The sequence below is a fragment of the Streptomyces auratus genome (assembly GCF_050433025.1).
In the GTDB taxonomy this organism is placed as follows: Bacteria; Actinomycetota; Actinomycetes; order Streptomycetales; family Streptomycetaceae; genus Streptomyces; species Streptomyces sioyaensis.
This window is the reverse complement of the sequence record NZ_JBNGCB010000001.1, coordinates 3,177,072-3,199,165: the sequence shown is the minus strand read 5'-3', so window position 1 is coordinate 3,199,165 and position 22,094 is coordinate 3,177,072. Positions and strand designations below refer to the sequence as shown.

Below are 22,094 nucleotides of genomic sequence, written 5' to 3'. Positions count from 1 at the left end.
TTGTCGGGAGCGAATGGAGGAAGGGTAAAGTGCGCTTGATGCTTTAGAGGTGGTGCCCATGGTGCTTCTTAAAGCTTTTGGGGGCACATGACGATGCTTCGCAACGTTTTGCGCTCTCGTGCGCCTTCGTGCGCCTTCGTGCGCCCTGGCGGCGACCTTGCCAGACGTCTACTTTCGACGCTCCAAGGACGGCAGGGTCATTGGAGCGACAAATGGCAACCGGCGAACCACCTCCCACAGGCGAACCATCTTTCCCTGGCGTACCGGCGCCCCCAACCGGCTGGACAAGAGAGCAGCGGTTGGCCTTAATTGGCGTGCTTTTAGGGGCAGCAGCCCTACTGGTCGCCATCTTCGTTGTCTACTACGGTAATGACCACAAGGACAAAGATCGGGTTAAGTCCGCCCGAGAGGCCTTCGCTTCCTATCTTGAGGCGTCCGATGCGGCATGCGCAAAATACGGTCCAGCCCTTGCGGAGTTGGGGGATGGGCCGTGGCAAGGTGATCCGAGAGCTTATGCTGCGCACCTTCGCAAGAGGAATAAGGTCCTCGGCGCAGTGGTCCGTGACTGGCAAGCCCTCGCTGTCCCCGATTATGCAGACATGAGGGAGAAAGTTCCGGAAGCCCAGTCCCTGGCCTTGGGGTCCATACGTGAATACGAGATTGCTGCCGATGTGATGGAGGAGGGGGGAGAGGACGCCAATCCTTATATCGCCGAGGGCGGGCGTGTGGGCGGGGAGGCCATCACAAAAGCGAGGGCGGTCGGCTTCCAAATCTGCCCTGGAGGTCGATGAGATGTACGCCCTACCTCGACCGGTGAGGCCAAGGCGCCTGTTTGGTCGTGTGGTCGCTGCCAAATGAGACGGGAACTGAGACGGACGGCCAAAGGGCGGCACCCCTCCTGGGGTGCCGCCCTTTTCCTTTGCCTGGTCAAGGCGCCAGAGGCCGTGGCGGGATTCGAACCCACGTAACTCGCTTTGCAGGCGAGCCCCTGAACCACTCGGGCACACGGCCGGGGTGCGGTGTGTTCCCGACTGTAGGCCGCGGGGCCGGGTGCCCGGCAAGGGCGTGGGGCCGGCTGCCACAGAGCTGCAATGGGGAGCAATGTGCGGCAACAAGCGGCAATACGGGGGTCATGAATGACGCCCTGCGTAGCCGGACCCGCCCGTCCTCGGCCCTGTCCGCCCGCCCTCCGCCCCCTCCTTACCCCTCACACCGCGTGCAGGAATTCCTCCACCACCGGGGCGAACAGGTCGGGTTCGTCCACCCACGGGTAGTGGCCCACCTCGTGCAGGGGGCGGACCCGGGCGTCCGGGAAGGATGCGGCCACGAGTTCGCCGGCTCGCATGCCGGCCACCGCGTCGCGGTCACCGGTCAGCACCAGCACGGGGCAGGTCACTTCACGCAGGCCGGACAGGAGAGCCAGGCGCAGCTGCTCGTCCACGCCCTGCCAGAAGCCGGCCCGCGGGACCGGGCCCAACTGGGCGCCTTCCGTGGCGGCATGGGCGCGTTGCGGCTCGTCCCATCGCCCGTAGGCGAGGGGTGCCGCGGCGAACAGCAGCTCCCGTACGTCGCTCATGTCGGAGGCCTCCGTGAGTTGTTGCACGGCCACCGAGGCCTCCGGCCACCAGTCCTCGTGGGCCCGTGCTTCGAAGATCTCCCGGGCGTCGTCGGGGAGTTCGCCCTGTAGCCGGGAGCCGGGGCAGACCAGTACCAGTCGGGTCAGCCGCTGTGGGTGTCTTGTCGCGTACGCCTGCGCGACCGCGGCGCCCGCGTCGTGTGCGAGCAGGGCGAAGCGCTCCAGAGCCAGATGTGCGCGGAGGGCCTCGATGTCCTCGGCGAGTTGCGGGAAGGCGTAGCGGGAGGGGTCGTCGGCGGCGGGGGAGGCGCCGGTGCCACGGCTGTCCGGGATGATCAGCTGCCGGTGTGCGGCCAGCCCGCCGAGGTCGCCCAGATACGCGGCGTTCCGACCGGGCCCGCCGGCCAGGCAGACCAGGGGCGGCAGCGGCGAGTCGGCCGGGCCGAGCACGCGGTAGTGGAGCTCGGCATCGTCATACGTGCGGAAGTGCGGCATACGGACAGCTTGCCCCACGTGGGGTGGTGAGCGGGCGGAGCGGGATGGCCCGCGCGGGCCGGGCGGCGTAGGACCGATGACCGATCCGATCCCCGTCCCCCGACAGGGGCGCAGCCGCCGGATGACTCTTACGCTGGCCCGATGACCGCTGACCGCCCCCACGACACCGGCACCACCAGCGACCTCGGCAGCCACGACGGGGACACCTCCGGCACCGGTGTCCTCGGCCGGGCCTACCGTGCCCTGACGCTCGGCATCATCTCCGTCGTCTCGCTGGTTGCGTTCGAGGCGATCGCCGTGAACACCGCGATGCCGGTGGCCGCCCGTGCGCTGCACGGCATCGGTCTGTACGCGTTCGCCTTCTCGTCCTGCTTCACGGCGGGCCTGTTCGCGATGGCGCTGGCGGGGGAGTGGAGCGACCGGCGCGGTCCGCTCGCGCCGCTGTTCGCCGGGATCGCCGCGTTCGGTGTGGGGCTCCTGGTCGCGGGCGGCGCGCAGAGCATGGGGATGTTCGTCGTGGGCCGCGGGGTGCAGGGCATCGGCAGCGGGCTGGTGGTGGTCTCGCTGTATGTGGTCGTCGGCGGCGCTTATCCCGAGCGGCTGCGTCCCTCGATCATGGCGGCGTTCTCGGCGGCGTGGGTGATGCCGGTGATCGTCGGACCGCTGGTCGCCGGGACCGTCACCGAACAGCTCGGCTGGCGCTGGGTGTTCCTCTCCATCCCGGTGCTGATTCTGCTGCCGCTCGCGGTGATGCTGCCCGCGCTGCGCTCGCTGCCGCGGACCCGCCCGGGCCCGGGCAACGGCGTGCGGCAGATCCTGGGCAACCGGCGCTGTCTGCTCGCGCTGGCCGTCGCGGTGGGCGCCTGCCTGCTGCAGTACGCGGGCCAGCACCCGGTCCGGCTCGCGCTGTTGCCCGCGGCCGCCGGACTGGCCCTGCTGGTGCCGGGCATCGTGCGGCTGCTGCCCCGCGGCACGTTCCGGGCGGCGCGCGGACTGCCGACCGTGGTGCTGATGCGCGGGCTGGCCGCCGGGTCGCTGGTCGCCGCCGAGAGCTTCGTCCCGCTGATGCTGGTGACCCAGCGCGGGCTGTCCGCCACCCTGGCCGGTCTCTCCCTCACCGGGGGCGGGCTGACCTGGGCGCTCGGCTCGTACGCACAGAGCCGGCCGCGGCTGGAGCCGTACCGGGAGCGGCTGATGGGGCTGGGCATGGTGCTGCTGGCGGCGGCCATCGTGACGGTGCCGCTGGCGCTGCTCGACGGGGTGCCGGCCTGGATCGTCGCGGCGGCGTGGACGGTCGGCGGCTTCGGGATGGGCCTGAACATCTCCAGCGGCGGTGTGCTGTTGCTGAAGCTGTCCCGCCCGGAGGACGCGGGCAGCAACTCCGCGTCCCTGCAGATGTCGGACGCGCTGGGCAATGTCACCTTCGTCGGCCTCAGCGGGGTGCTGTTCGTGGCCTTCGGCGGCGGCTCGGTCACGGCGGACGGGCCCGCGGCCACCGCCGCGGCCGGCGGGGCGAGCCACCCGGCGGCCTTCGCGGCCGTGTTCGCGGCGATGGCGGTGGTGGCCGTGGCCGGCGCCGGGGTGGCGGGCCGGCTGCGGCCCGGGCAGGGGTGACGGCGCGGAGCCGGACCGGCGGCTACGGGCGGAAGAATGTGAGCTCGGTCCCACCCCAGGGTGACCCGGTGCGGTACCCCCGGAGCGTGAACGGGAGCACCGGTAGGCTGACGCGGTTGCCGATCGCCGACCTCAGCCGACGGAGACCGTGACTACCACCACCAGCGCCACCAATAACCATCACCTGTCCCCGGCCTTTCCGGGACGGGCCCCTTGGGGTACCGCGAACAAGCTGCGCGCCTGGCAGCAGGCGGCCATGGACCGCTACATCCAGACGCAGCCGAGAGACTTCCTCGCCGTCGCGACGCCGGGAGCCGGCAAGACGACGTTCGCGCTCACGCTCGCGTCGTGGCTGCTGCACCATCACGTCGTGCAGCAGGTGACGGTCGTCGCGCCGACCGAGCACCTGAAGAAGCAGTGGGCGGAGGCGGCGGCCCGGATAGGCATCAAGCTCGACCCCGAGTACAGCGCGGGGCCGCTGGGCCGCGAGTACCACGGCGTCGCGGTGACCTATGCCGGCGTGGGCGTACGGCCGATGCTGCACCGCAACCGCATCGAGCAGCGCAAGACGCTGGTGATCCTCGACGAGATCCACCACGCCGGTGACTCGAAGTCATGGGGCGAGGCGTGCCTGGAGGCGTTCGAGCCGGCCACCCGGCGCCTGGCGCTGACCGGTACCCCCTTCCGGTCCGACACCAACCCGATTCCGTTCGTGACGTACGAAGAGGGGAACGACGGCATCCGGCGTTCCTCGGCCGACTACACCTACGGCTACGGCAACGCGCTGGGCGACGGCGTCGTCCGGCCGGTCATCTTCCTCTCCTACAGCGGCAACATGCGCTGGCGGACCAAGGCGGGCGACGAGATCGCCGCCCGGCTCGGCGAGCCGATGACCAAGGACGCGGTCTCGCAGGCCTGGCGTACGGCGCTGGATCCGCGCGGCGAGTGGATGCCCAATGTGCTGCGCGCCGCCGATCAGCGGCTGAGCGAGGTCCGCAAGTCCATTCCGGACGCCGGTGCGCTGGTGATCGCCTCCGACCAGGAGCAGGCGCGGGCGTACGCCAAGCTGATCCGGGAGATCACGGGGGAGGGCGCCACCCTGGTGCTGTCCGACGACTCCGGGGCCTCGCAGCGCATCGACGACTTCGCGCACTCCCAGGACCGCTGGATGGTCGCGGTCCGGATGGTGTCGGAGGGCGTCGACGTGCCGCGGCTGGCGGTCGGGGTGTACGCCACGACCATCTCGACCCCGTTGTTCTTCGCGCAGGCGGTCGGGCGGTTCGTGCGGTCCCGTAAGCGTGGCGAGACCGCCTCCGTCTTCCTTCCCACCGTCCCGATGCTGCTCGGCTTCGCCAACGAGATGGAGGTCGAGCGCGACCACGTCCTCGACAAGCCGAAGAAGGACGGGGAGGAAGACCCGTACGCCGAGTCCGAGAAGGAGATGGACGAGGCGAACAAGGAGCAGGACGAGGACACCGGCGAGCAGGAGCAGTTCTCGTTCGAGGCGCTGGAGTCGGAGGCGGTCTTCGACCGGGTGCTCTACGACGGTGCCGAGTTCGGGATGCAGGCCCACGCGGGCAGCGAGGAGGAGCAGGACTACCTCGGCATCCCGGGGCTGCTGGAGCCCGATCAGGTGCAGATGCTGCTGCAGAAGCGGCAGGCCCGGCAGATAGCGCACAGCAAGAAGCGGCCGGATGAGGAGGCCGACCTGCTGGAACTGCCGGCCGAGCGGCGGCCGGTGGTCACGCACAAGGAGCTGCTGGAGCTCCGGAAGCAGCTGAACACGCTGGTCGGTGCGTACGTCCACCAGAGCGGGAAGCCGCACGGCGTGATCCACACCGAGCTGCGGCGGGTGTGCGGCGGCCCGCCGAGCGCGGAGGCCACCGCCGGGCAGCTGAACGAGCGGATCAAGAAGGTACGGGAGTGGGCCACGCGGATGCGGTGAGTCCGTGCGTGGCCCGGGTGGGCCGGTGTGCCGCAGTGGTGGCGCGCCGGCCCACGTGCGTTTCCGGGGGCGCCGGCCCACATCCGTTTCCGGAGTGGGGCCGACCCATGCCCGTTTCCCCAGGGCCCCGGCAGCGCGTCGCGCCCCGTGCCCCACGCGTCTCGCTCTGTGAACATACGTACCCTCCCTGGAACACACGTAGCGCTCGCTGAAACACCACAGGGCACCTTCTGGACGGACCTATCGGGATATTCCGGGCAGGGGGGACCGGATTCTGGACGGACCCTTCCGCTCACCGGACCGGCTCGCTACTGTCCCGCTCACCTACACGCCCCGTGGCAGCGCCGCCGCGGAGCGCAGCCGGTGCCATGCGGCCGGCGGCCTCCCTCGCGCGCTGTTCCGGGACTCGCAGCGCGTCGCGTCGGAGCGCCGCCACTCACCCAGGAGGGGGCGTCGTGACCGCAGAGACCTCCCAGACACTCGACAGAGGACTACGTGTCCTCAAACTTCTCGCCGACACCGACCACGGGCTGACCGTCACCGAGCTGTCCAACAAGCTCGGCGTCAACCGCACCGTGGTCTACCGCCTGCTGGCCACGCTGGAGCAGCACGCCCTGGTACGCCGTGACATCGGCGGCCGGGCCCGGGTCGGTCTGGGCGTGCTGCGCCTGGGCCGCCAGGTGCATCCGCTGGTCAGAGAGGCCGCACTCCCCGCGCTGCGCGCGCTCGCCGAGGACGTGGGGGCCACCGCGCATCTCACCCTGGTCGACGGTACGGAGGCGCTGGCCGTCGCCGTGGTGGAGCCGACCTGGACCGATTACCACGTGGCCTACCGGGCCGGTTTCCGCCATCCGCTGGACCGCGGGGCCGCCGGGCGGGCGATCCTCAAGGCCCGGCAGGGCCGTACCCACGACGCCGGACTCGCCCTGACGCACGGGGAGTTGGAGGCCGGTGCGAGCGGCGCCGCGGCACCGCTGCTCGGGGTGAGCGGCATCGAGGGGAGCGTGGGCGTGGTGATGCTCGCCGATACGGTCTCCGAACGGATTGGACCGCGGGTGGTCGATGCGGCCCGGGAGGTGTCCGAGGCGCTGCGGTGAGGCGGCCGGGCGCACCCGTCCGGCGGCTGCGGGGTGTGAAGGCGCCGTGGCTGTGTGGTGCGGCCGCGGTGCCTTAGGACAGGTCCTAACGTCCTGGTGAGGCGGGTGTCAATTAGGGTGGCGGGGTGTCTTCACGCGCCCGCGCTCTGGCGGTCTGCACCGCCCTCGTTCTCGCCCTCCTCGTCGCCGCGGCCTTCGCGCCGTTGCCGTACTCGATCGCCTATCCGGGCATGACGGCCAATGTCCTCGGTGACGACAAGGGCAAGCCGGTGATCACCATCACCGGTGCCGCCACCCGGAAGACGAGCGGGCAGCTGCGGATGACCTCGATCGTGGCCACCGGCCCGGACGCCTCGGTCCATCTGCCGGACATGATCAAGGGCTGGTTCCGTACGGACGAGGCCGTGATGCCGCGCGAGGCGGTCTACCCGGTGGGCAACAACACCGAGGAGATCGCCGAGCACAATGCGCAGCAGATGCGGGAGTCCCAGGACACCGCCACCCGCGCCGCGCTCGGGGCGGTCGGCAAGTCCGCCAAGGACATCAAGGTCAAGCTGAGTCTCGCGGACGTCGGCGGGCCGAGCGCCGGGCTGATGTTCGCGCTCGGCATCGTCGACAAGCTGAACGGCAACGGCGCGGGCAAGGACCTCACCGGCGGGCGCACCATCGCCGGCACCGGGACCATCACCGCCGGCGGCGCGGTGGGCGCGGTGGGCGGGGTCCCGCTGAAGACCCAGGCCGCGCACCGCGACGGTGCCTCGGTCTTCCTGGTCCCGCGCAAGGAGTGCACGGACGCCCAGGCCGAGCTGCCGAAGGGGATGCGGCTGATCCCGGTCGGCACGCTCGACGGTGCGGTGCAGGCCCTGAAGGCGCTGCAGACCGGGGGCAAGGTGCCCAGCTGCGGCAGCTGAGCCGTTCCCGGCACCGAGCCGCCGTACTGCCTGCTCGCCCGGTCTCCTCCTGCGGATCACCCCGCCTTGATGAACCCCTCCTGGATCAGCCAGTTCTTCGCGACCTCGTGCGGGTCCTCGCCGTCCACGTCGACCTTGCGGTTCAGCTCCTGGGCGACGGTGTTGTTGAGGGCCTTGGTGACCGGGGCCAGGACCTCGGCCATGGCCGGGTACTTCTTCAGGGCCTTGGCGTTGATCTCGGGGGCGACGTTGTAGTTGGGGAAGAAGTGCTTGTCGTCGGCGAGGACGTGCAGATGCATCGCCTTGATCCGGCCGTCGGTGGTGAACACCTCGCCCAGCGCACAGGTGCCCTTCTGCGTCTCGGTGTAGACGACACCACCTGTCATCTTGCGGATGTTGGCGGACGGCACGTTCATGCCGTAGGCGCGCGCCATGCCCGGCAGTCCGTCGTTGCGGGTGGCGAACTCGTTCTCCACGCACATCGTCACGGCGCCGGGGTTCTTGTGGGACAGCGCCGCGACCTCCGAGAGGTTGTGCACGCCCAGCTTCTTCTGGTTGGCGGTGTTCAGCGCCAGCGCGTAGGTGTTGTTCAGGGTCGAGGCGGGCAGCCAGACGATGCCGTTCTTGCGGTCCTCGTCGCGGACCGCCTTCCACTGCTGCCGGGGGTCGACGATCGGCTTGGTGTGGCCGAGATAGGTGATCCAGCCGGTGCCGGTGTACTCGAAGGCGGCGTCCGCGGTGCCGGTCTTGACGGCCTCCCGCGCGCCGATCGACCCCTGGATGCTGGTCTTGTCGATGACCAGGGCGCCGGCCGCCTCGAAGACCAGCCCCATCATCTGGCCCAGGATGATCTGCTCGGTGAACTCCTTCGAGGTCACGGTCAGATGCGCGCCGGTGAGCGGGCGGTCGGGGTAGCCGGCCTTCGGGCCGGGCAGCACGGTGTCGGACATCGCACTGCCGCTGACCAGGCCGCAGCCGGCGACGGTGACGAGGGCGAGCAGCGCGGCGGCCGGGCGGGCCCGTCGCCGCCCGGGGCGGCGTACGGCCGGGTGCGCAAGGTGCCTCCTCATCCCCCCACCTCCAGGCCGCGCGGCCGCAGCAGCAGTTCTGCGAGCGAGGCCAGCCACTCGACCAGCAGGGCGAGCGCCACGGTCAGCACGGATCCGAGGATCAGGACGGGCATCCGCTGGGTGACGATGCCCGCCGAGATCAGGTCGCCGAGGCCGCCGCCACCGCCGAAGGTGGCCAGCGTCGCGGTGCCGACGTTCAGTACCAGCGCGGTGCGGACGCCGGCCAGGATCAGCGGGACGGCCAGGGGGAGTTCGACCTTGGTCAGCACCCCGCCGGCGGACATGCCGATGCCGCGGGCCGCCTCGGTCAGCGTCGGGTCGATCCCGCGCAGCCCGGCGATGGTGTTGGCGAGGACCGGCAGCACGGCGTAGATGACCATGCCGACGATCGCCGAACGGGCCCCGATACCCAGCCAGATGACCAGCAGGACCAGCAGACCCAGGGCCGGTACGGCCTGCCCCAGGTTGGCGAAGGCCATCGCGACCGGGGTGGCCCGGCGCAGCTTGCCCCGGGTCAGGGCGATGCCCAGCGGGATCGCGATGATCAGTACGAAGAAGGTGGAGATCGCGGTGAGCTGGATGTGCTGCCGCAGCGCCAGCCACACCTTGCCGTTGTCCACCGCCTGGTGGGCGATGGAGTCCAGCCGGGCGCCGCGGAACCACAGAAAGGTGATGAGCAGGGCGACGACCAGGAAGGCCGGCATGAAGGTCCACTTCTGCCAGCTGATCCGGCGCACACCGGGCGGCGCGGACGGGGCGGGCTCCTCACCGGCGGCCAGCTCCCGCTCCTCCATCTCGACCCCGTCGCGGAAGGCCAGCGCCTCGTGGTCGCTGGGGTGCCGGTGGCGGGGGCCGTTGTCGGGTGGGCTGTTCCCGTCGCGGGGGCTCATGCCCGGCCGCCTTCGGTGGCGCCCTCGTCCAGGCCCTCCTGGGCCAGCTGGGTCTGCCGGGCCCGCTGCTCCCGGAGCCGGTGCTGCTGCTCGATGGCTTCGAGGCGGTCCGCCTCCAGCAGTTCGTGGACGTTGTTCATCAGCGTCTCCATGTCGACCACGCCGATGTACTCACCGCGCCGCCCGGTGACCGCGACCCGGCCGGCGTTGTCGGTGAGCACCGCCTCCAGGGCGTCGCGCAGCGTCGCGTCCCGGGTCACCGTGTCGGCCACCAGGGTGCCGGCCCGGGCCAGCGACTCCTTGGCGAGGGACAGATCGCCGCGGCGCAGCCATTTGTACGGGCGCCCGTTGTGGTCCAGCAGCAGCAGATCGTTGTGCGGGCCCGAGCGCAGCCGTTCGAAGATGGACTCCAGCGGGTCGTCCATGCTCGCGGTGGGGAAGTCGACCACGCCCACGTCCCGTACGCGGGTCAGATTCAGCCGCTTGAGTGCCGCCCCGGCGCCCACGAAGCCGGAGACGAAGTCGTCGGCCGGGTTGGTGAGGATGGCCTCGGGGGTGTCGAACTGGGCGATGTGCGAGCGCTCGCGGAGCACCGCGATCCGGTCGCCGATCTTGATGGCCTCGTCGAAGTCGTGGGTGACGAAGCAGATGGTCTTGTGCAGCTCGTGCTGGAGCCGGATCAGCTCGTCCTGGAGGTGGTCGCGGGTGATCGGGTCGACCGCGCCGAACGGCTCGTCCATCAGCAGGACGGGCGGGTCGGCGGCGAGCGCGCGGGCCACCCCGACGCGCTGCTGCTGACCGCCGGAGAGCTGGCGCGGATAGCGCCCGTGGAACTCGCCCGGGTCCAGGCCGACCAGGTCGAGCATCTCCTCGACCCGGTTCTTGACCTTCGTCTTGGACCAGCCGAGCATCTTCGGGACCAGCGCGATGTTCTGGGCGACCGTCATGTGCGGGAAGAGGCCGGACGCCTGGATGGCGTAGCCGATCGTGCGGCGCAGTTTGACCGGGTCCATGTCGGTGACGTCCTCGTCGCCGATCCTGATCCGTCCGGAACTCGGCTCGATCAGCCGGTTGATCATCTTCAGGCAGGTGGACTTGCCGCAGCCGGAGGGCCCCACGAGGATCACGATCTCGCCGGCCTTGACCTCCAGGTTGACGTTGTCCACCGCGGGGGAGGCACTCCCCGGATAGACCTTCGTCAGATTCTCCAGCCGGATGCTCGCGCCGGAGGTGGTGGTGGTCTCGGGCGTCTCAGGCACGGATCCCCCTGGAGATGGTCAGGCGTCCGATCAGGACGTATGCGGCGTCGAAGAGCAGGGCGAGGATGGCGATCCCGAGGGTTCCGGAGAGGACCTGGTTGAGGGAGTTGGCGCTGCCCAGCGAGGCGATCCCGCGGAAGATCTCATTTCCCAGGCCGGGGCCGGAGGCGAAGGCGGCGATGGCGGCGATGCCCATCAGCATCTGGGTGGCGACCCGGATGCCGGTGAGGATGGGCGGCCAGGCCAGCGGCAGTTCGACGCGGAAGAGTTGTGCGGTGCGCGACATCCCGATGCCCCGGGCCGCGTCGACCAGCGACGGGTCCACCCCGCGCAGCCCGACGATGCAGTTGCGGACCACCGGCAGCAGTCCGTACAGGGTCAGGGCGATCACCGTGGGCGGCACGCCCAGGCCGACGATCGGGATCAGCAGACCGATCAGGGCCAGGGACGGGATGGTCAGGATGGTGGCGGTGGACGTGGTGGCGAGGTTGCCCGCCCATTCGCTGCGGTAGGTCACGACGCCGATGAAGACCCCCAGCAAGGTGGCGAGCACCATGCACTGGAAGACCGCGCTGGCGTGCTGATACGTATCCGTCAGCAGCTGGGCGTGCCGGGTGCCGACGTACTCCCAGAAGCTCACTCGGTCTCCTCGGTTCAGTCTCCCGATGCCTGTTTCACCAGCGGGATGATCCGCAACGGAACCGGATTTTCCATGACGATTGCCGTTGAGGCCCGCACGATCCCATCAAAGCCCACAACCCGGTCGATCACCCGCTGTAGATCGGCGTTCGACCGAGCGACGAGCCTGCAGAGCATGTCCCCATGTCCGGTCGTTGTATGCAGCTCCAGCACTTCGGGAACGGTCGTCAAGTGGGCGCGTACGTCATTACCTTGTCCCTGTTTGATCTCAAGTGTGGCGAAAGCGGTCACCGGATAGCCGATCGCCGCCGGGTCCACCTCCGGTCCGAAACCCCGGATGACTCCATTCGCCTGAAGCCGGTCGAGCCGGGCCTGCACCGTCCCGCGGGCCACCCCCAGCCGTCGGGACGCCTCCAGGACCCCGATCCGCGGCTCCTGTGCGAGCAGTTCCAGCAGCTCCCCGTCCAAATGATCGATCGCCATCGCCTGCTCCTTGGATTTCAATGGTCATCATGTACAGATAGCCCGGCTGATCGGGCCCTGCGCTATGCATAATGCCCAGGAATTACGCCAACTATTGCGCACCTTGTGGATCGGAGAGACGCTCCGACCATGGCAGACACCACGATGCACCCCCAGCCCATCACCCCCGACACGGCCCGGCAGGCGGACCCGTTCCCGGTCAAGGGGATGGACGCGGTCGTCTTCGCCGTCGGGAACGCCAAGCAGGCCGCGCACTACTACTCCACCGCGTTCGGCATGAAGCGCGTCGCCTACCGCGGCCCGGAGAACGGCAGCCGCGAGACCGCGAGTTACGTGCTCGAATCCGGTGGCGCCCGGTTCGTGTTCACCTCCGTCATCAAGCCCACCACCGAATGGGGCCGCTTCCTCGCCGACCACGTCGCGGCGCACGGCGACGGCGTCATCGACCTCGCCCTAGAGGTCCCGGACGCCCGCGCCGCCTACGAGCACGCCGTCGCGCACGGCGCCACCGGCCTGGAGAAGCCCCACGAGGTCGAGGACGAGCACGGCACCGTCGTCCTGGCGGCCATCGCCACGTACGGCAAGACCCGGCACACCCTCGTCGAGCGCACCGGCTACCACGGCCCCTACCTGCCCGGCTTCGTGGCCGTCGAGCCCCTGGTGGAGCCCGGGCCGCGGCGCTTCCAGGCCATCGACCACTGCGTCGGCAACGTCGAACTCGGCAAGATGAACGAGTGGGTGGCCTTCTACAACGAGGTCATGGGCTTCACCAACATGAAGGAGTTCGTGGGCGACGACATCGCCACCGAATACAGTGCGCTGATGTCGAAGGTCGTCGCCGACGGCACGCTCAAGGTCAAGTTCCCGATCAACGAGCCCGCGATCGCGAAGAAGAAGTCGCAGATCGACGAGTACCTGGAGTTCTACGGCGGCCCCGGCGTCCAGCACATCGCGCTGGCCACCAATGACATCGTCGCCAGCGTCCGGGCGATGCGCGCCTCCGGTGTGGAGTTCCTCGACACACCCGACTCCTACTACGACACCCTCGGCGAGTGGGCCGGCGAGACCCGGGTGCCGCTGGAGACGCTGCGCGAACTGAAGATCCTGGTCGACCGCGACGAGGACGGCTATCTGCTGCAGATCTTCACCAAGCCGGTCCAGGACCGGCCGACCGTGTTCTTCGAGATGATCGAGCGGCACGGCTCCATGGGCTTCGGCAAGGGCAACTTCAAGGCCCTCTTTGAGGCGATCGAGCGCGAGCAGGAGCGCCGCGGCAACCTCTGACGGCCCGTCGCCCGACCTCCGCCCCCAGAAGACAGCGCTGCGCGCCGCCCCCGACCCGTTGGCCGTACACGATCTTCCGTGTACGGCCCACGGATGCGAGGCTTGAGGGCATGGACCTCATCGCACGGCTGCGCGCCGGCCTCCCGGATGAAGCGCTCCTCACCGACCCGGACGTCACCGGCTCCTACGCCAGGGACATGGCCAGCTTCTGCGAGGCCGGGACGCCCGCCGTGGTCGTCCTGCCGCGCACCGTCGAGGAGGTCCAGCACGTCATGCGGACGGCCACGGAGCTGCGGGTCCCCGTCGTCCCGCAGGGGTCGCGCACGGGACTGTCCGGCGCCGCCAACGCCTCCGACGGCTGCATCGTGCTCTCCCTGGTCAAGATGGACCGGATCCTGGAGATCAACCCCGTCGACCGGATCGCGGTCGTCGAACCCGGCGTCGTCAACGCCGCGCTGTCCCGCGCGGTCGGCGCCCACGGCCTCTCCTACCCGCCCGACCCCTCCAGTTGGGAAGAGTGCTCCATCGGCGGCAACATCGGCACCGCCTCCGGCGGCCTGTGCTGCGTCAAATACGGGGTCACCGCCGAGTACGTCCTCGGCCTGGACGTCGTCCTCGCCGACGGGCGGCTGCTGACGACCGGCCGCCGTACCGCCAAGGGAGTGGCGGGCTACGACCTCACCCGGCTGTTCGTCGGCTCCGAGGGGAGCCTGGGCATCGTCGTCCGCGCCGTCCTCGCCCTCAAGCCGCAGCCGCCCGGGCAGCTCGTGCTGGCCGCCGAGTTCGCCTCCACCGCGGCCGCCTGCGCGGCGGTCTGCGAGATCATGGCCCGCGGCCACGCCCCCTCGCTGCTGGAACTGATGGACCGTACGAGCATCCGCGCGGTCAACGACATGGCGCAGATGGGCCTCCCGGACAGCACCGAGGCGCTGCTGCTGGCCGCCTTCGACACTCCGGAGCCGGCCGCCGACCTCGCCGCCGTCGGTGAGCTGTGCACCGCGGCGGGCGCCACTCAGGTCGTGCCCGCCGAGACCGCCGCCGAGTCCGAACTGTTGCTGCAGGCCCGCCGGTTGACCCTGACCGCGCTGGAACGGGTCGCCTCCGCCACCATGATCGACGACGTCTGCGTACCGCGCTCCCGCCTCGCCGAGTTGCTCGACGGCACCGCCGCCATCGCGGAGAAGTACGACCTGACGATCGGCGTCGTCGCCCATGCCGGCGACGGCAACACCCACCCCACCGTCTGCTTCGACGCCGCCGACCCGGACGAGTCGCGCCGGGCCCGCGCGTCCTTCGACGACATCATGGCGCTCGGCCTGCAACTGGGCGGCACCATCACCGGGGAGCACGGCGTCGGTGTCCTGAAGAAGGAGTGGCTGGCCCGCGAACTGGGGCCGTTGGGCGTGGAGTTGCAGCGCGGCATCAAGCAGGTCTTCGACCCGCTCGGCATCCTCAACCCCGGCAAGCTGTTCTGACCTGCCCGGCCGCCGGTGCCGCACCCGCTTCGGTGCGCGAGTCCCGGGCAGCCGCACCACGTTCCGCGGACCCGCCGACGGTCTCCCGAAATATTCTGATTCTGCAACAGCGTCGCGAGGCCGCAGCACGCCCCACCCGGTTCCGCACTCTTCAGATGCGTACGAACGCAGCGAGCAGCACCTGAGGAGAGAGGCACGCATGATGCGGAAGAAGCCGGCGCTGGTAGCTGTGGCGGGAGTGTCAGCGGCGCTGATCGCCGTACAAGGAGCTGCGGCCGCCGCGGCCCCACCCCACGGGAGCGGCCCGGCGAAGGCCGCGCGCACCACTGTGTCCCCGGCCCGGACCGGCGTGGGCCACGGCGTACGCGTCGGCACGGTCCCGCTCACCACGAGGGAGCACAACGGGACCTACGAGCTGGTCGACCCCACCCGAGGGGGCCTGTCCACCCACGACTTCTTCGCCGCCGACAACGAGAAACCGCTCACCGACAGGGACAACGTGTGGGGCGACGGCACCATGAAAAGCCGTCAGTCCGCCGCGGTCGACGCCCACTTCGCGGCCGGGCAAGCCTGGGACTACTTCAAGAACACCTTCGGCCGCAGCGGTATCCACGGTGACGGCAAGGGCCCTGCCATGACCGTCCACTACGGCAGAAACCAGGCCGACGCCTATTCGGATGGAGACGGCTCGTTCTTCGGCGACGGCAAGGACGGCAAGAACCCGGTCACCGCTCTGGACGTCGTGGCGCACGAATACACGCACTCCATCAATCAGGCCACCGCCCGGCTCGCCTCCAGCGGCGAAGGCGGCGGGCTCAACGAGGCGACCTCGGACATCTTCGGCACGATGGTGGAGTTCCGGGCCGATATTCCGGCGGACACTCCCGACTACCTCATCGGCGAGAAGGCCAACTATTACGGTGACGGCAAGCCGCTTCGCTACATGGACAAGCCGTCCAAGGACGGTAAGTCCCCCGACTTCTACCAGCCGGGCATCGGCCGCCTCGACAATTCCCACCACGCGGCCGGGGTGGCCAACCACTTCTTCTACCTGCTGTCCGAAGGCAGCGGCAAAAAGGTCATCAACGGCACCACGTACAACAGCCCCACCTACGACGGTGCGAAGGTCACCGGCATCGGCCGGGACAAGGCCGCCCGCATCTGGTACAAGGCACTGACCACCCGGTTCAGCTCCGCCACCGACTACAAGGGCGCCCGGGCCGGAACCCTGAAGGCCGCCGCCGCCCTGTACGGCAAGGGCAGCACCGCGTACCGGACCGTCGCGAAGGCCTGGACCGCGGTCCACGTCGGGTAAGGGCACGCCAGGGGCGACGGTGCCGCGCCCGCCACCGAGGCACTGCCGGCTCGCGAACGGGGCCCGGTGGGGGAGGAGTTGCCGCGCGGTGTCACGCACGTCTTCGACCCGCGCGGGACCCGCCCCCGCACGCAGATCCGGCCTGCCGTGTTCATGGCACACACCCGCGCCTCGTAAAGTTTTCCGCCATGGACTCCTTGCTCCCCGGAATAGCCCTGCTCGTCCTCGCCATCGGCATGGTGGCCTCGGGCACCGACCGACGCTCCAAGACCCTGGAGCGTCGGCTCCAGCGGCTGGAGAAGAAGGTGGACCTGCTGCTCGCACACGCCGGGATCGCGGAGCCGGAGGACCCCCGGATGGCCGAGATCGACGAGCTGCTGGCCCAGGACAAGAAGATCCAGGCGATCAAGGTGCACCGCGAGCTCACCGGCTCCGGGCTCGTCGAGGCCAAGGAAGCGGTCGAACGCCGGATGCGCTGACGGCCAGTTGGGCAGAGGATGGCCAGAAGGACCGTCGGGCCCCACCGGGCCACCTCATGCCCACGCAGGAAGCGAGAGCCGATGGCAGCCACCGAAGCGACCAACGCCGCTGATGAGGCGTATGACGTGATCGTGCTGGGGGCGGGGCCGACCGGCGAGAACGTCGCCGACCGGGCGCACGCCGCCGGCCTGAGCGCGGCGATCGTGGAGAGCGAACTGGTCGGCGGCGAATGCTCGTACTGGGCCTGTATGCCCAGCAAGGCCCTGCTGCGCCCGGTCACCGTCCGCTCCGAGGCGCGCCGGGCCCCCGGCTTCAAGGACGCCGCCGACGGCCCCCTGGACGCCCCCGCCGTCCTCGGCCGCCGGGACGCCGTCGTCTCCTACTGGAAGGACGACGGACAGGTCCGCTGGCTGGACTCGGCCGGTATCGACCTCGTACGCGGCCAGGGCCGGCTGGCCGGGCCCCGCCGGGTCGTCGTCGACGGCGGCCGGGTGCTCACCGCCCGCCATGCGGTCGCGGTGTGCACCGGCAGCCGCGCGGTGCTGCCCCCCATCCCCGGCCTCGCCGAGGCCCGGCCCTGGACCAGCCGCGATGCGACCAGCGCGAAGACCGTGCCGGGCCGTCTGGTGGTGGTCGGCGGCGGCGTGGTCGGCGTCGAAATGGCCACCGCCTGGCGGGCCCTGGGCGCCTCCGTGACCCTGCTGGTGCGCGGTGACGGGCTGCTGCCCCGGATGGAGCCGTTCGCCGGCCATCTGGTCGCCGAGTCGCTCGCCGAGGCGGGCGCGTTCCTGCGTACCGGCGTCGAGGTGCGGGAGGTGCGCCGGGAGGCACCCGGCGGGCCGGTCACCGTCCTGCTGGACTCCGGCGACGAGATCGTCGCCGATGAGCTCCTGATCGCCACCGGCCGGGCCCCGCGCACCGAGGACATCGGCCTGGACTCGGTCGGTCTGCAGCCCGGCTCCTGGCTGGACGTCGACGACAGCTGCCGGGTGAAAGGGGTGACCGGCGGCTGGCTCTACGGCGTCGGCGACGTCAACCACCGGGCCCTGCTGACCCATCAGGGCAAGTACCAGGCCAGGATCGCCGGCGCCGCGATCTCCGCCCGCGCCCGGGGCGTCCCGATCCTGGAGTCCGACCCCTGGGGCGCGCACGCCGCCACCGCGGACACCCGCGCCGTCCCCCAGGTCGTCTTCAGCGATCCGGAAGCCGCCGCGGTGGGGCTGAGCGCCGCCGAGGCGGAGCGGGCCGGGTACCGCATCCGGGTGGTCGACCAGGACCTGGCGGCCGTATCCGGGGCGTACCTCTACGCGGACGGCTACCGCGGCCGGGCCCGGATCATCGTCGACCTGGACCGCGAGGTGCTGCTCGGCGCCACCTTCGTCGGCCACGGCGTCGCGGAGCTGCTGCACTCCGCGACGGTCGCGGTGGCCGGTGAGGTCCCCGTCGAGCGGCTGTGGCACGCGGTGCCCTCCTACCCGACGATCAGCGAGGTGTGGCTGCGGCTGCTGGAGGCGTACCGCGGCTGACCGCGGGGCGCCGGGCGGCCCGCACCGGACGAGTCCCCGTACCTCACCCGTCACGCCCCGGGGTCCGGGGACTCCTCCGACGCGGCGCCGCCCGGCCACAGTTCGTCCCCCGGCGCCAGGGCCAGCAGGTCGCTCAGGCCTTTGTCGAGCCCGAGATGCTGCTGCTCGGACCCCGGCGGGACCACCCGCAGGGTGCGCTCCAGCCATGCGGAGACCGCCGCGGCCGGCGCCTGCAGGAGCGCCTCGCCGTCCGGCGAAGCCAGCGCCAGGCAGACCAGGCTGCGCCCGTCCACCCGGATCGGCCAGGCCCGCACATCGCCGTCACCGCACGGCCGGAACACGCCCTCGACGAGCAGTTCGCGGGCGAAGGTCCACTGGATCGGGGAGTCCGAGCCGATGTGGAAGGTGACATGGACGGCATAGGGGTCATTCGTCCGGTACGTCAGCCGGGCCGGCACCGGAATGCTTCGCTCCGGCGAGAGGACCAGGCCCAGCTCCAGCTCTCGCTCCACCACGGTGTACATGACGTCCGCCTTTCTTCGCTCCCTGCGGACGCCCGAAACGCGGCCCGCAGGGTAGGAGAGGCACCAGGAGCCGGACCCTTACGCGACTTCGTACAACTTTTTTCCCGCGCCTCTTCCAGGTGGTCGTGGGCGGGCATGGGCACCGTGCAACCCGGGGTCTGATAGATGTGGACGCCGCGTTGCGGCAGACTGCACTCCACATTCCACAGGCCGAGTACAGATACGGGACTTCGGACATGAGCGCCCCTACCTCAGGATCCGCCGGCGGTAGCCCCACGCCAGGCTTCTACCCGGACCCGTCCATCCCCGGCTACATCCGGTACTGGAACGGTGCCGCATGGGTGCCGGGCACCAGTCGGCCGGCCCCGGCCGAGGGCGAGGCCATGCCGGCCCCGCCGCCCGGCGCGGCCCCGCCCTCCCCCGCCGTCGAGGAGACCGGCCCGGTCTTCTTCGACGAGGAGGACGCGGCCGGGGGCTCCGCGCTGCCGGCCGTCCGCCGCGCCGGCGAGGTCGCCGCCCGGCCCGCCGCGAACTGGGACGACACGGCCCGGCTGCACGGCGCCGGCCCCGAAGCGGGCGCCGCCTGGGGGGGCCGACGCCTCCCGCCAGGGCGGGTTCGCCGGCGAGAGCGACCACCGGGTCTCCTGGGGTTCGCCGGAGCAGGCACCTCCCGGCACCCCGTCGGGCGCCCCTGCGTGGGGTGCGGTGCCGCCGCAGCGCGCGGAACCGGCCGGCGTGGAGGCGGCGGAGGCGTCCGCCCCCGCCGCACCCAAGCCCCCGTCGGACGGGACGGTCGCCATCCGCGCCGTGAACCCGGCCGCCCGCCGCGGCAAGGGCTCCGGCGACCAGGGCACCACCGCGATCCGTGCGGTCCGGCCGGACGCCGGTGAGCCCGCCAAGGCCCACGAGACGATGACCTTCCGCGCCGCGGGCACCGGCCGCCCGGCCTCCGCGGCGCCCGATGGCGGGTCCCCGCAGGCGCTGCCCTCCGTCGGTGCACCCCAGCAGCAGAACCGCCCGGCCCCGCAGCAACAGGCCCCGCAGCACCAGGCCTCCCGCCCGCAGGCAGCCGCGGCCCCGCAGGCCCCGGCCCCGCAGGCGTCCGCCCCGCAGGCCCCGGCGCAGCAGTCGCCCGGTCAGCAGGCGCCCGCAACCGGTTTCCCGGCGCGGGGCGGTACCGCGCCAGCCGCGCCCGGCCCGCAGGGCGGCGACGCCGACGGTGTCATTCCCTGGAAGCCGCCGGCCGCCGCCGACCCGTTCTACGAAGCCCTCCAGGCGGCGCAGGGCCACCCGGCGGGCCTCGGCCGCAGGTTCGCGGCCCGGCTGATCGACACCGTGGTGCTGGGCGCGATCACCGCCGCGGTGGCCGTTCCCATGTGGGGCACCGTCACGGACCACCTCGCCGCCAAGGTCGAGGCGGCCAAGCAGTCCGGCCGCCAGGTGACGGTCTATCTCATCGACGGCACGACCATCCCGGTCTTCGCCACGATCCTGGCCGTCCTGCTGATCGGCGGTGCGCTCTACGAGGCGCTGCCGACCCTCAAGTGGGGCCGCACCCTGGGCAAGAAGCTGTGCGGGGTCCGGGTCCTCGACATCGAGAGCCACGACAGCCCGACCCTCGGCGCCGCGCTCAAGCGCTGGTTCGTCTACGGCGTGCTCGGCGTCCTCGCGGTCGGCGTGCTGAACGCCGCCTGGTGTCTGTTCGACCGGCCGTGGCGCCAGTGCTGGCACGACAAGGTGGCGCGGACGTTCGTCGCGTCCGACTGAGCGCGTTCGTGGGACCGGCTGCCCGCCGCCCGGGTGGCCGGTCCCTCGCGTGAGGGCCGGCGCCGTCGCGGTCCGGTTGCGGCCGGCGGCGTTTTCGTGGGGCCGGCGCCCGTCCCCCGAACGGGCCTTTGCCGGATGCGGCGGGCCGTGACAAGCGGTCGACTCGGGCCATGAGTACCGACCAGCCCGGACCCGGCCCCGGTGAGCCGCCGGAGGACGAGCCGTTCCTGAAGAAGTCGCAGGAGCCCCCGGCGGGCGGCGCTCCCCGCAACAGCTCTCCCCGCGAGAACGGTTCCCCGCGCAACAACCACGCCAACGGGACGGGTGGCGGCGAGGGCGCCGCACCACCCCCGGGCGGCCAGCAGCCTCCGCCGCCCCCCGGTGGGACTCCGCCTCCTGGCGGCACTCCGCCTCCCGGCGGCACTCCGCCTCCCGGCGGGACTCCGCCTCCGGGTTGGACTCCGCCTCCCGGTGGCACCCCGCCCCCCGGAGGCGGCCCCTACGGCGGTGGCCCGTACCCGGGTGGCCCGTATGCCGGCGATCCCTACGGCGGGCAGTACGGGCAGCCGGCCGATCCGCTGGCCGGGATGCCGCCGCTGGCCAACCGCGGCCGTCGGCTCGTCGCGCGCATCATCGACGCGATCATCATCGGGGTGCCGGTGGGCGTGATCATGTCCCTGATCGTCGGCGGGGTGAACTACTTCAGCGCCAACAGCGACGAGGCCCGCGCGCAGTGGACGGTCTCGGGCGTCACCATGCTGGCGTATCTGATCTACGAGGGGCTGATGCTCAGCAGCCGCGGCCAGACCCTCGGCAAGATGGCGATGAAGATCCGGGTGGCGATGCTCTCGAACGGCTCGATCCCCACGCCCCAGTCGGGCTGGACCCGGGCCGCGGTCTATACGCTGCCGGAGATCGTGCCCTGCTGCGGCTTCATCTTCTGGCTGATCAACGTCTTGTGGTGTACCTGGGACAAGCCGTATCAGCAGTGTCTGCACGACAAGGCGGCGAAGACCGTGGTGGTGTCCACACAGCCGGCCCCGACCGCGGCCGCGGCTCCGCCCCCGCCCCCGTCAGCGTGAGTGCTCGCCGAGCCGGCCCCGGGCGGCCGCGGCCGGCTCGGTGACCTTCCACCGGCCGCCACGGGACGAGGACCTCGCCGGCCGGATACGCCCGGACGGCGACGGTACGGCCTGCAAAGGGGCGGGCGCGGCGGGCGACTTGGCCCGCCCGGCATGCCGGCGGACCACCCGCGGCACCTCGGGCATCGGCACCGTCATGGCGACCAGCAGCCCGAGCCCGAGTCCGGCGATGGCAATGACCGCGATCCCGATCCCGGTCTGCGTCTGCGAGAGCAGCAGCATCGCGAGGGTGGAGAAAAAGACGGTGGCCGAACCGTAGGCGAGCTGTGCGGCAGTCGGACGAGGCATGGCGGAATCCGTCCTCAGAGGGTCGGCAGGGGGTGTCGGTCAAGCACGCGCCATCGAAGGAGCCTACGGTCCTGACTGCCCGGGCGGAACGCCAAGTAAGCGTGACCTAACCCACGGTTCCGAAGCACAGGGGCGCACGAAACGGCCTGCTGCGCGCGGGGGGCGTGGCGTCATGCCAGTTGGGGGCGGGGGCGCATGCCCAGCGGGCATATACGCCCGGTCCCTGCCCGGGTGGGGTGACATGAGGTGACCTCCGCCACCGCGTCGCCCTCCGGTGTCCGATAGCCGCAACTGGCGGACCGAGTAACGTACTT

General features: G+C 71.1%; 19 protein-coding genes, 1 tRNA gene and 1 pseudogene. 12 read left to right on the top strand and 9 right to left on the bottom strand.

Annotated elements, in window-relative coordinates; translation table 11 throughout:
- Positions 1-299: 299 nt before the first annotated feature.
- Complete coding sequence (locus tag BKA18_RS13790; RefSeq protein WP_366043405.1) at positions 300-791, top strand: hypothetical protein; 492 nt, start codon at positions 300-302, stop codon at positions 789-791.
- Positions 792-939: 148 nt separating this feature from the next.
- Here the strand turns inward: BKA18_RS13790 and BKA18_RS13785 are convergent.
- Together BKA18_RS13785 and BKA18_RS13780 are read right to left on the bottom strand one after the other, a co-directional pair.
- Positions 940-1,011 (bottom strand) — tRNA-Cys (locus tag BKA18_RS13785).
- 196 nt (positions 1,012-1,207) lie between these two features.
- On the bottom strand, positions 1,208-2,071 hold the full coding sequence (locus BKA18_RS13780) for an alpha/beta fold hydrolase (protein ID WP_366043404.1): 864 nt from the start codon (positions 2,069-2,071) through the stop codon (positions 1,208-1,210).
- 141 nt (positions 2,072-2,212) lie between these two features.
- Here BKA18_RS13780 and BKA18_RS13775 point away from each other — a divergent pair, with 141 nt between their 5' ends.
- The 4 genes from BKA18_RS13775 to BKA18_RS13760 all read left to right on the top strand — a co-directional run bounded on the left by BKA18_RS13775 (position 2,213) and on the right by BKA18_RS13760 (position 7,638).
- Positions 2,213-3,685, top strand: a complete 1,473-nt coding sequence (locus tag BKA18_RS13775) for an MFS transporter (protein ID WP_366043403.1) — start codon at positions 2,213-2,215, stop codon at positions 3,683-3,685.
- 148 nt (positions 3,686-3,833) lie between these two features.
- Positions 3,834-5,630, top strand: a complete 1,797-nt coding sequence (locus BKA18_RS13770; protein ID WP_093483452.1) for a DEAD/DEAH box helicase — start codon at positions 3,834-3,836, stop codon at positions 5,628-5,630.
- Positions 5,631-6,085: 455 nt separating this feature from the next.
- The gene (locus BKA18_RS13765; RefSeq protein ID WP_006605329.1) at positions 6,086-6,727 is read left to right on the top strand and encodes an IclR family transcriptional regulator; all 642 of its coding nucleotides are present in this window, start codon (positions 6,086-6,088) and stop codon (positions 6,725-6,727) included.
- Between the two features lie 125 nt (positions 6,728-6,852).
- On the top strand, positions 6,853-7,638 hold the full coding sequence (locus BKA18_RS13760; protein ID WP_366043402.1) for a S16 family serine protease: 786 nt from the start codon (positions 6,853-6,855) through the stop codon (positions 7,636-7,638).
- Positions 7,639-7,694: 56 nt separating this feature from the next.
- Here BKA18_RS13760 and BKA18_RS13755 read toward each other — a convergent pair whose 3' ends face one another.
- From BKA18_RS13755 to BKA18_RS13735, 5 genes are read right to left on the bottom strand one after another with little or no spacing between them, the layout of a single operon-like run.
- Positions 7,695-8,708 (bottom strand): glycine betaine ABC transporter substrate-binding protein, encoded by a 1,014-nt coding sequence (locus BKA18_RS13755; protein WP_366043401.1) that lies wholly within the window; start codon positions 8,706-8,708, stop codon positions 7,695-7,697.
- Positions 8,705-9,598, bottom strand: a complete 894-nt coding sequence (locus BKA18_RS13750) for an ABC transporter permease (RefSeq protein ID WP_429638324.1) — start codon at positions 9,596-9,598, stop codon at positions 8,705-8,707. Before BKA18_RS13750 ends, BKA18_RS13755 begins: the two co-directional genes overlap by 4 nt.
- A complete protein-coding gene (locus BKA18_RS13745) occupies positions 9,595-10,857 on the bottom strand; it encodes a betaine/proline/choline family ABC transporter ATP-binding protein (RefSeq protein WP_235447843.1) in 1,263 nt (420 codons plus the stop codon). Before BKA18_RS13745 ends, BKA18_RS13750 begins: the two co-directional genes overlap by 4 nt.
- The gene (locus tag BKA18_RS13740) at positions 10,850-11,497 is read right to left on the bottom strand and encodes an ABC transporter permease (protein WP_093483447.1); all 648 of its coding nucleotides are present in this window, start codon (positions 11,495-11,497) and stop codon (positions 10,850-10,852) included. Before BKA18_RS13740 ends, BKA18_RS13745 begins: the two co-directional genes overlap by 8 nt.
- Positions 11,498-11,511: 14 nt before the next feature.
- Positions 11,512-11,979 (bottom strand): Lrp/AsnC family transcriptional regulator, encoded by a 468-nt coding sequence (locus BKA18_RS13735; RefSeq protein ID WP_006605335.1) that lies wholly within the window; start codon positions 11,977-11,979, stop codon positions 11,512-11,514.
- A 129-nt stretch (positions 11,980-12,108) separates the two neighbouring features.
- On the opposite strand from BKA18_RS13735, the gene hppD reads away from it, so the two are divergent.
- The 5 genes from hppD (at position 12,109) to BKA18_RS13710 (ending at position 18,059) form a co-directional block, all read left to right on the top strand.
- The gene (gene hppD / locus BKA18_RS13730; RefSeq protein WP_147246781.1) at positions 12,109-13,263 is read left to right on the top strand and encodes a 4-hydroxyphenylpyruvate dioxygenase; all 1,155 of its coding nucleotides are present in this window, start codon (positions 12,109-12,111) and stop codon (positions 13,261-13,263) included.
- A gap of 110 nt (positions 13,264-13,373) precedes the next feature.
- Complete coding sequence (locus BKA18_RS13725; RefSeq protein ID WP_366043399.1) at positions 13,374-14,738, top strand: FAD-binding oxidoreductase; 1,365 nt, start codon at positions 13,374-13,376, stop codon at positions 14,736-14,738.
- 199 nt (positions 14,739-14,937) lie between these two features.
- A complete protein-coding gene (locus tag BKA18_RS13720; RefSeq protein ID WP_366043397.1) occupies positions 14,938-16,053 on the top strand; it encodes a M4 family metallopeptidase in 1,116 nt (371 codons plus the stop codon).
- Between the two features lie 188 nt (positions 16,054-16,241).
- Positions 16,242-16,532, top strand: coding sequence for a ribosomal protein L7/L12 (locus BKA18_RS13715; protein ID WP_366043396.1), 291 nt, complete (start codon positions 16,242-16,244; stop codon positions 16,530-16,532).
- Positions 16,533-16,613: 81 nt separating this feature from the next.
- Positions 16,614-18,059 (top strand): dihydrolipoyl dehydrogenase family protein, encoded by a 1,446-nt coding sequence (locus BKA18_RS13710; protein WP_366043395.1) that lies wholly within the window; start codon positions 16,614-16,616, stop codon positions 18,057-18,059.
- Positions 18,060-18,109: 50 nt separating this feature from the next.
- On the opposite strand, the gene BKA18_RS13705 is transcribed toward BKA18_RS13710, so the two are convergent.
- Positions 18,110-18,583: an SsgA family sporulation/cell division regulator gene (locus BKA18_RS13705; protein WP_366043394.1), complete on the bottom strand. Its 474-nt coding sequence runs from the start codon at positions 18,581-18,583 to the stop codon at positions 18,110-18,112.
- Positions 18,584-18,819: 236 nt separating this feature from the next.
- Between BKA18_RS13705 and BKA18_RS13700 the strand changes: the two are divergent.
- Both BKA18_RS13700 and BKA18_RS13695 read left to right on the top strand, forming a co-directional pair.
- Positions 18,820-20,350 (top strand): annotated as a pseudogene (locus BKA18_RS13700) (RDD family protein).
- A gap of 170 nt (positions 20,351-20,520) precedes the next feature.
- On the top strand, positions 20,521-21,432 hold the full coding sequence (locus BKA18_RS13695) for an RDD family protein (protein WP_366043393.1): 912 nt from the start codon (positions 20,521-20,523) through the stop codon (positions 21,430-21,432).
- Here BKA18_RS13695 and BKA18_RS13690 read toward each other — a convergent pair.
- Positions 21,424-21,780 carry a hypothetical protein gene (locus BKA18_RS13690; protein WP_366043392.1) on the bottom strand — a complete coding sequence of 119 codons (357 nt, stop codon included), beginning with the start codon at positions 21,778-21,780 and terminating at the stop codon, positions 21,424-21,426. The two genes, BKA18_RS13695 and BKA18_RS13690, sit on opposite strands and share 9 nt — an antisense overlap.
- Between the last annotated feature and the right edge of the window lie 314 nt (positions 21,781-22,094).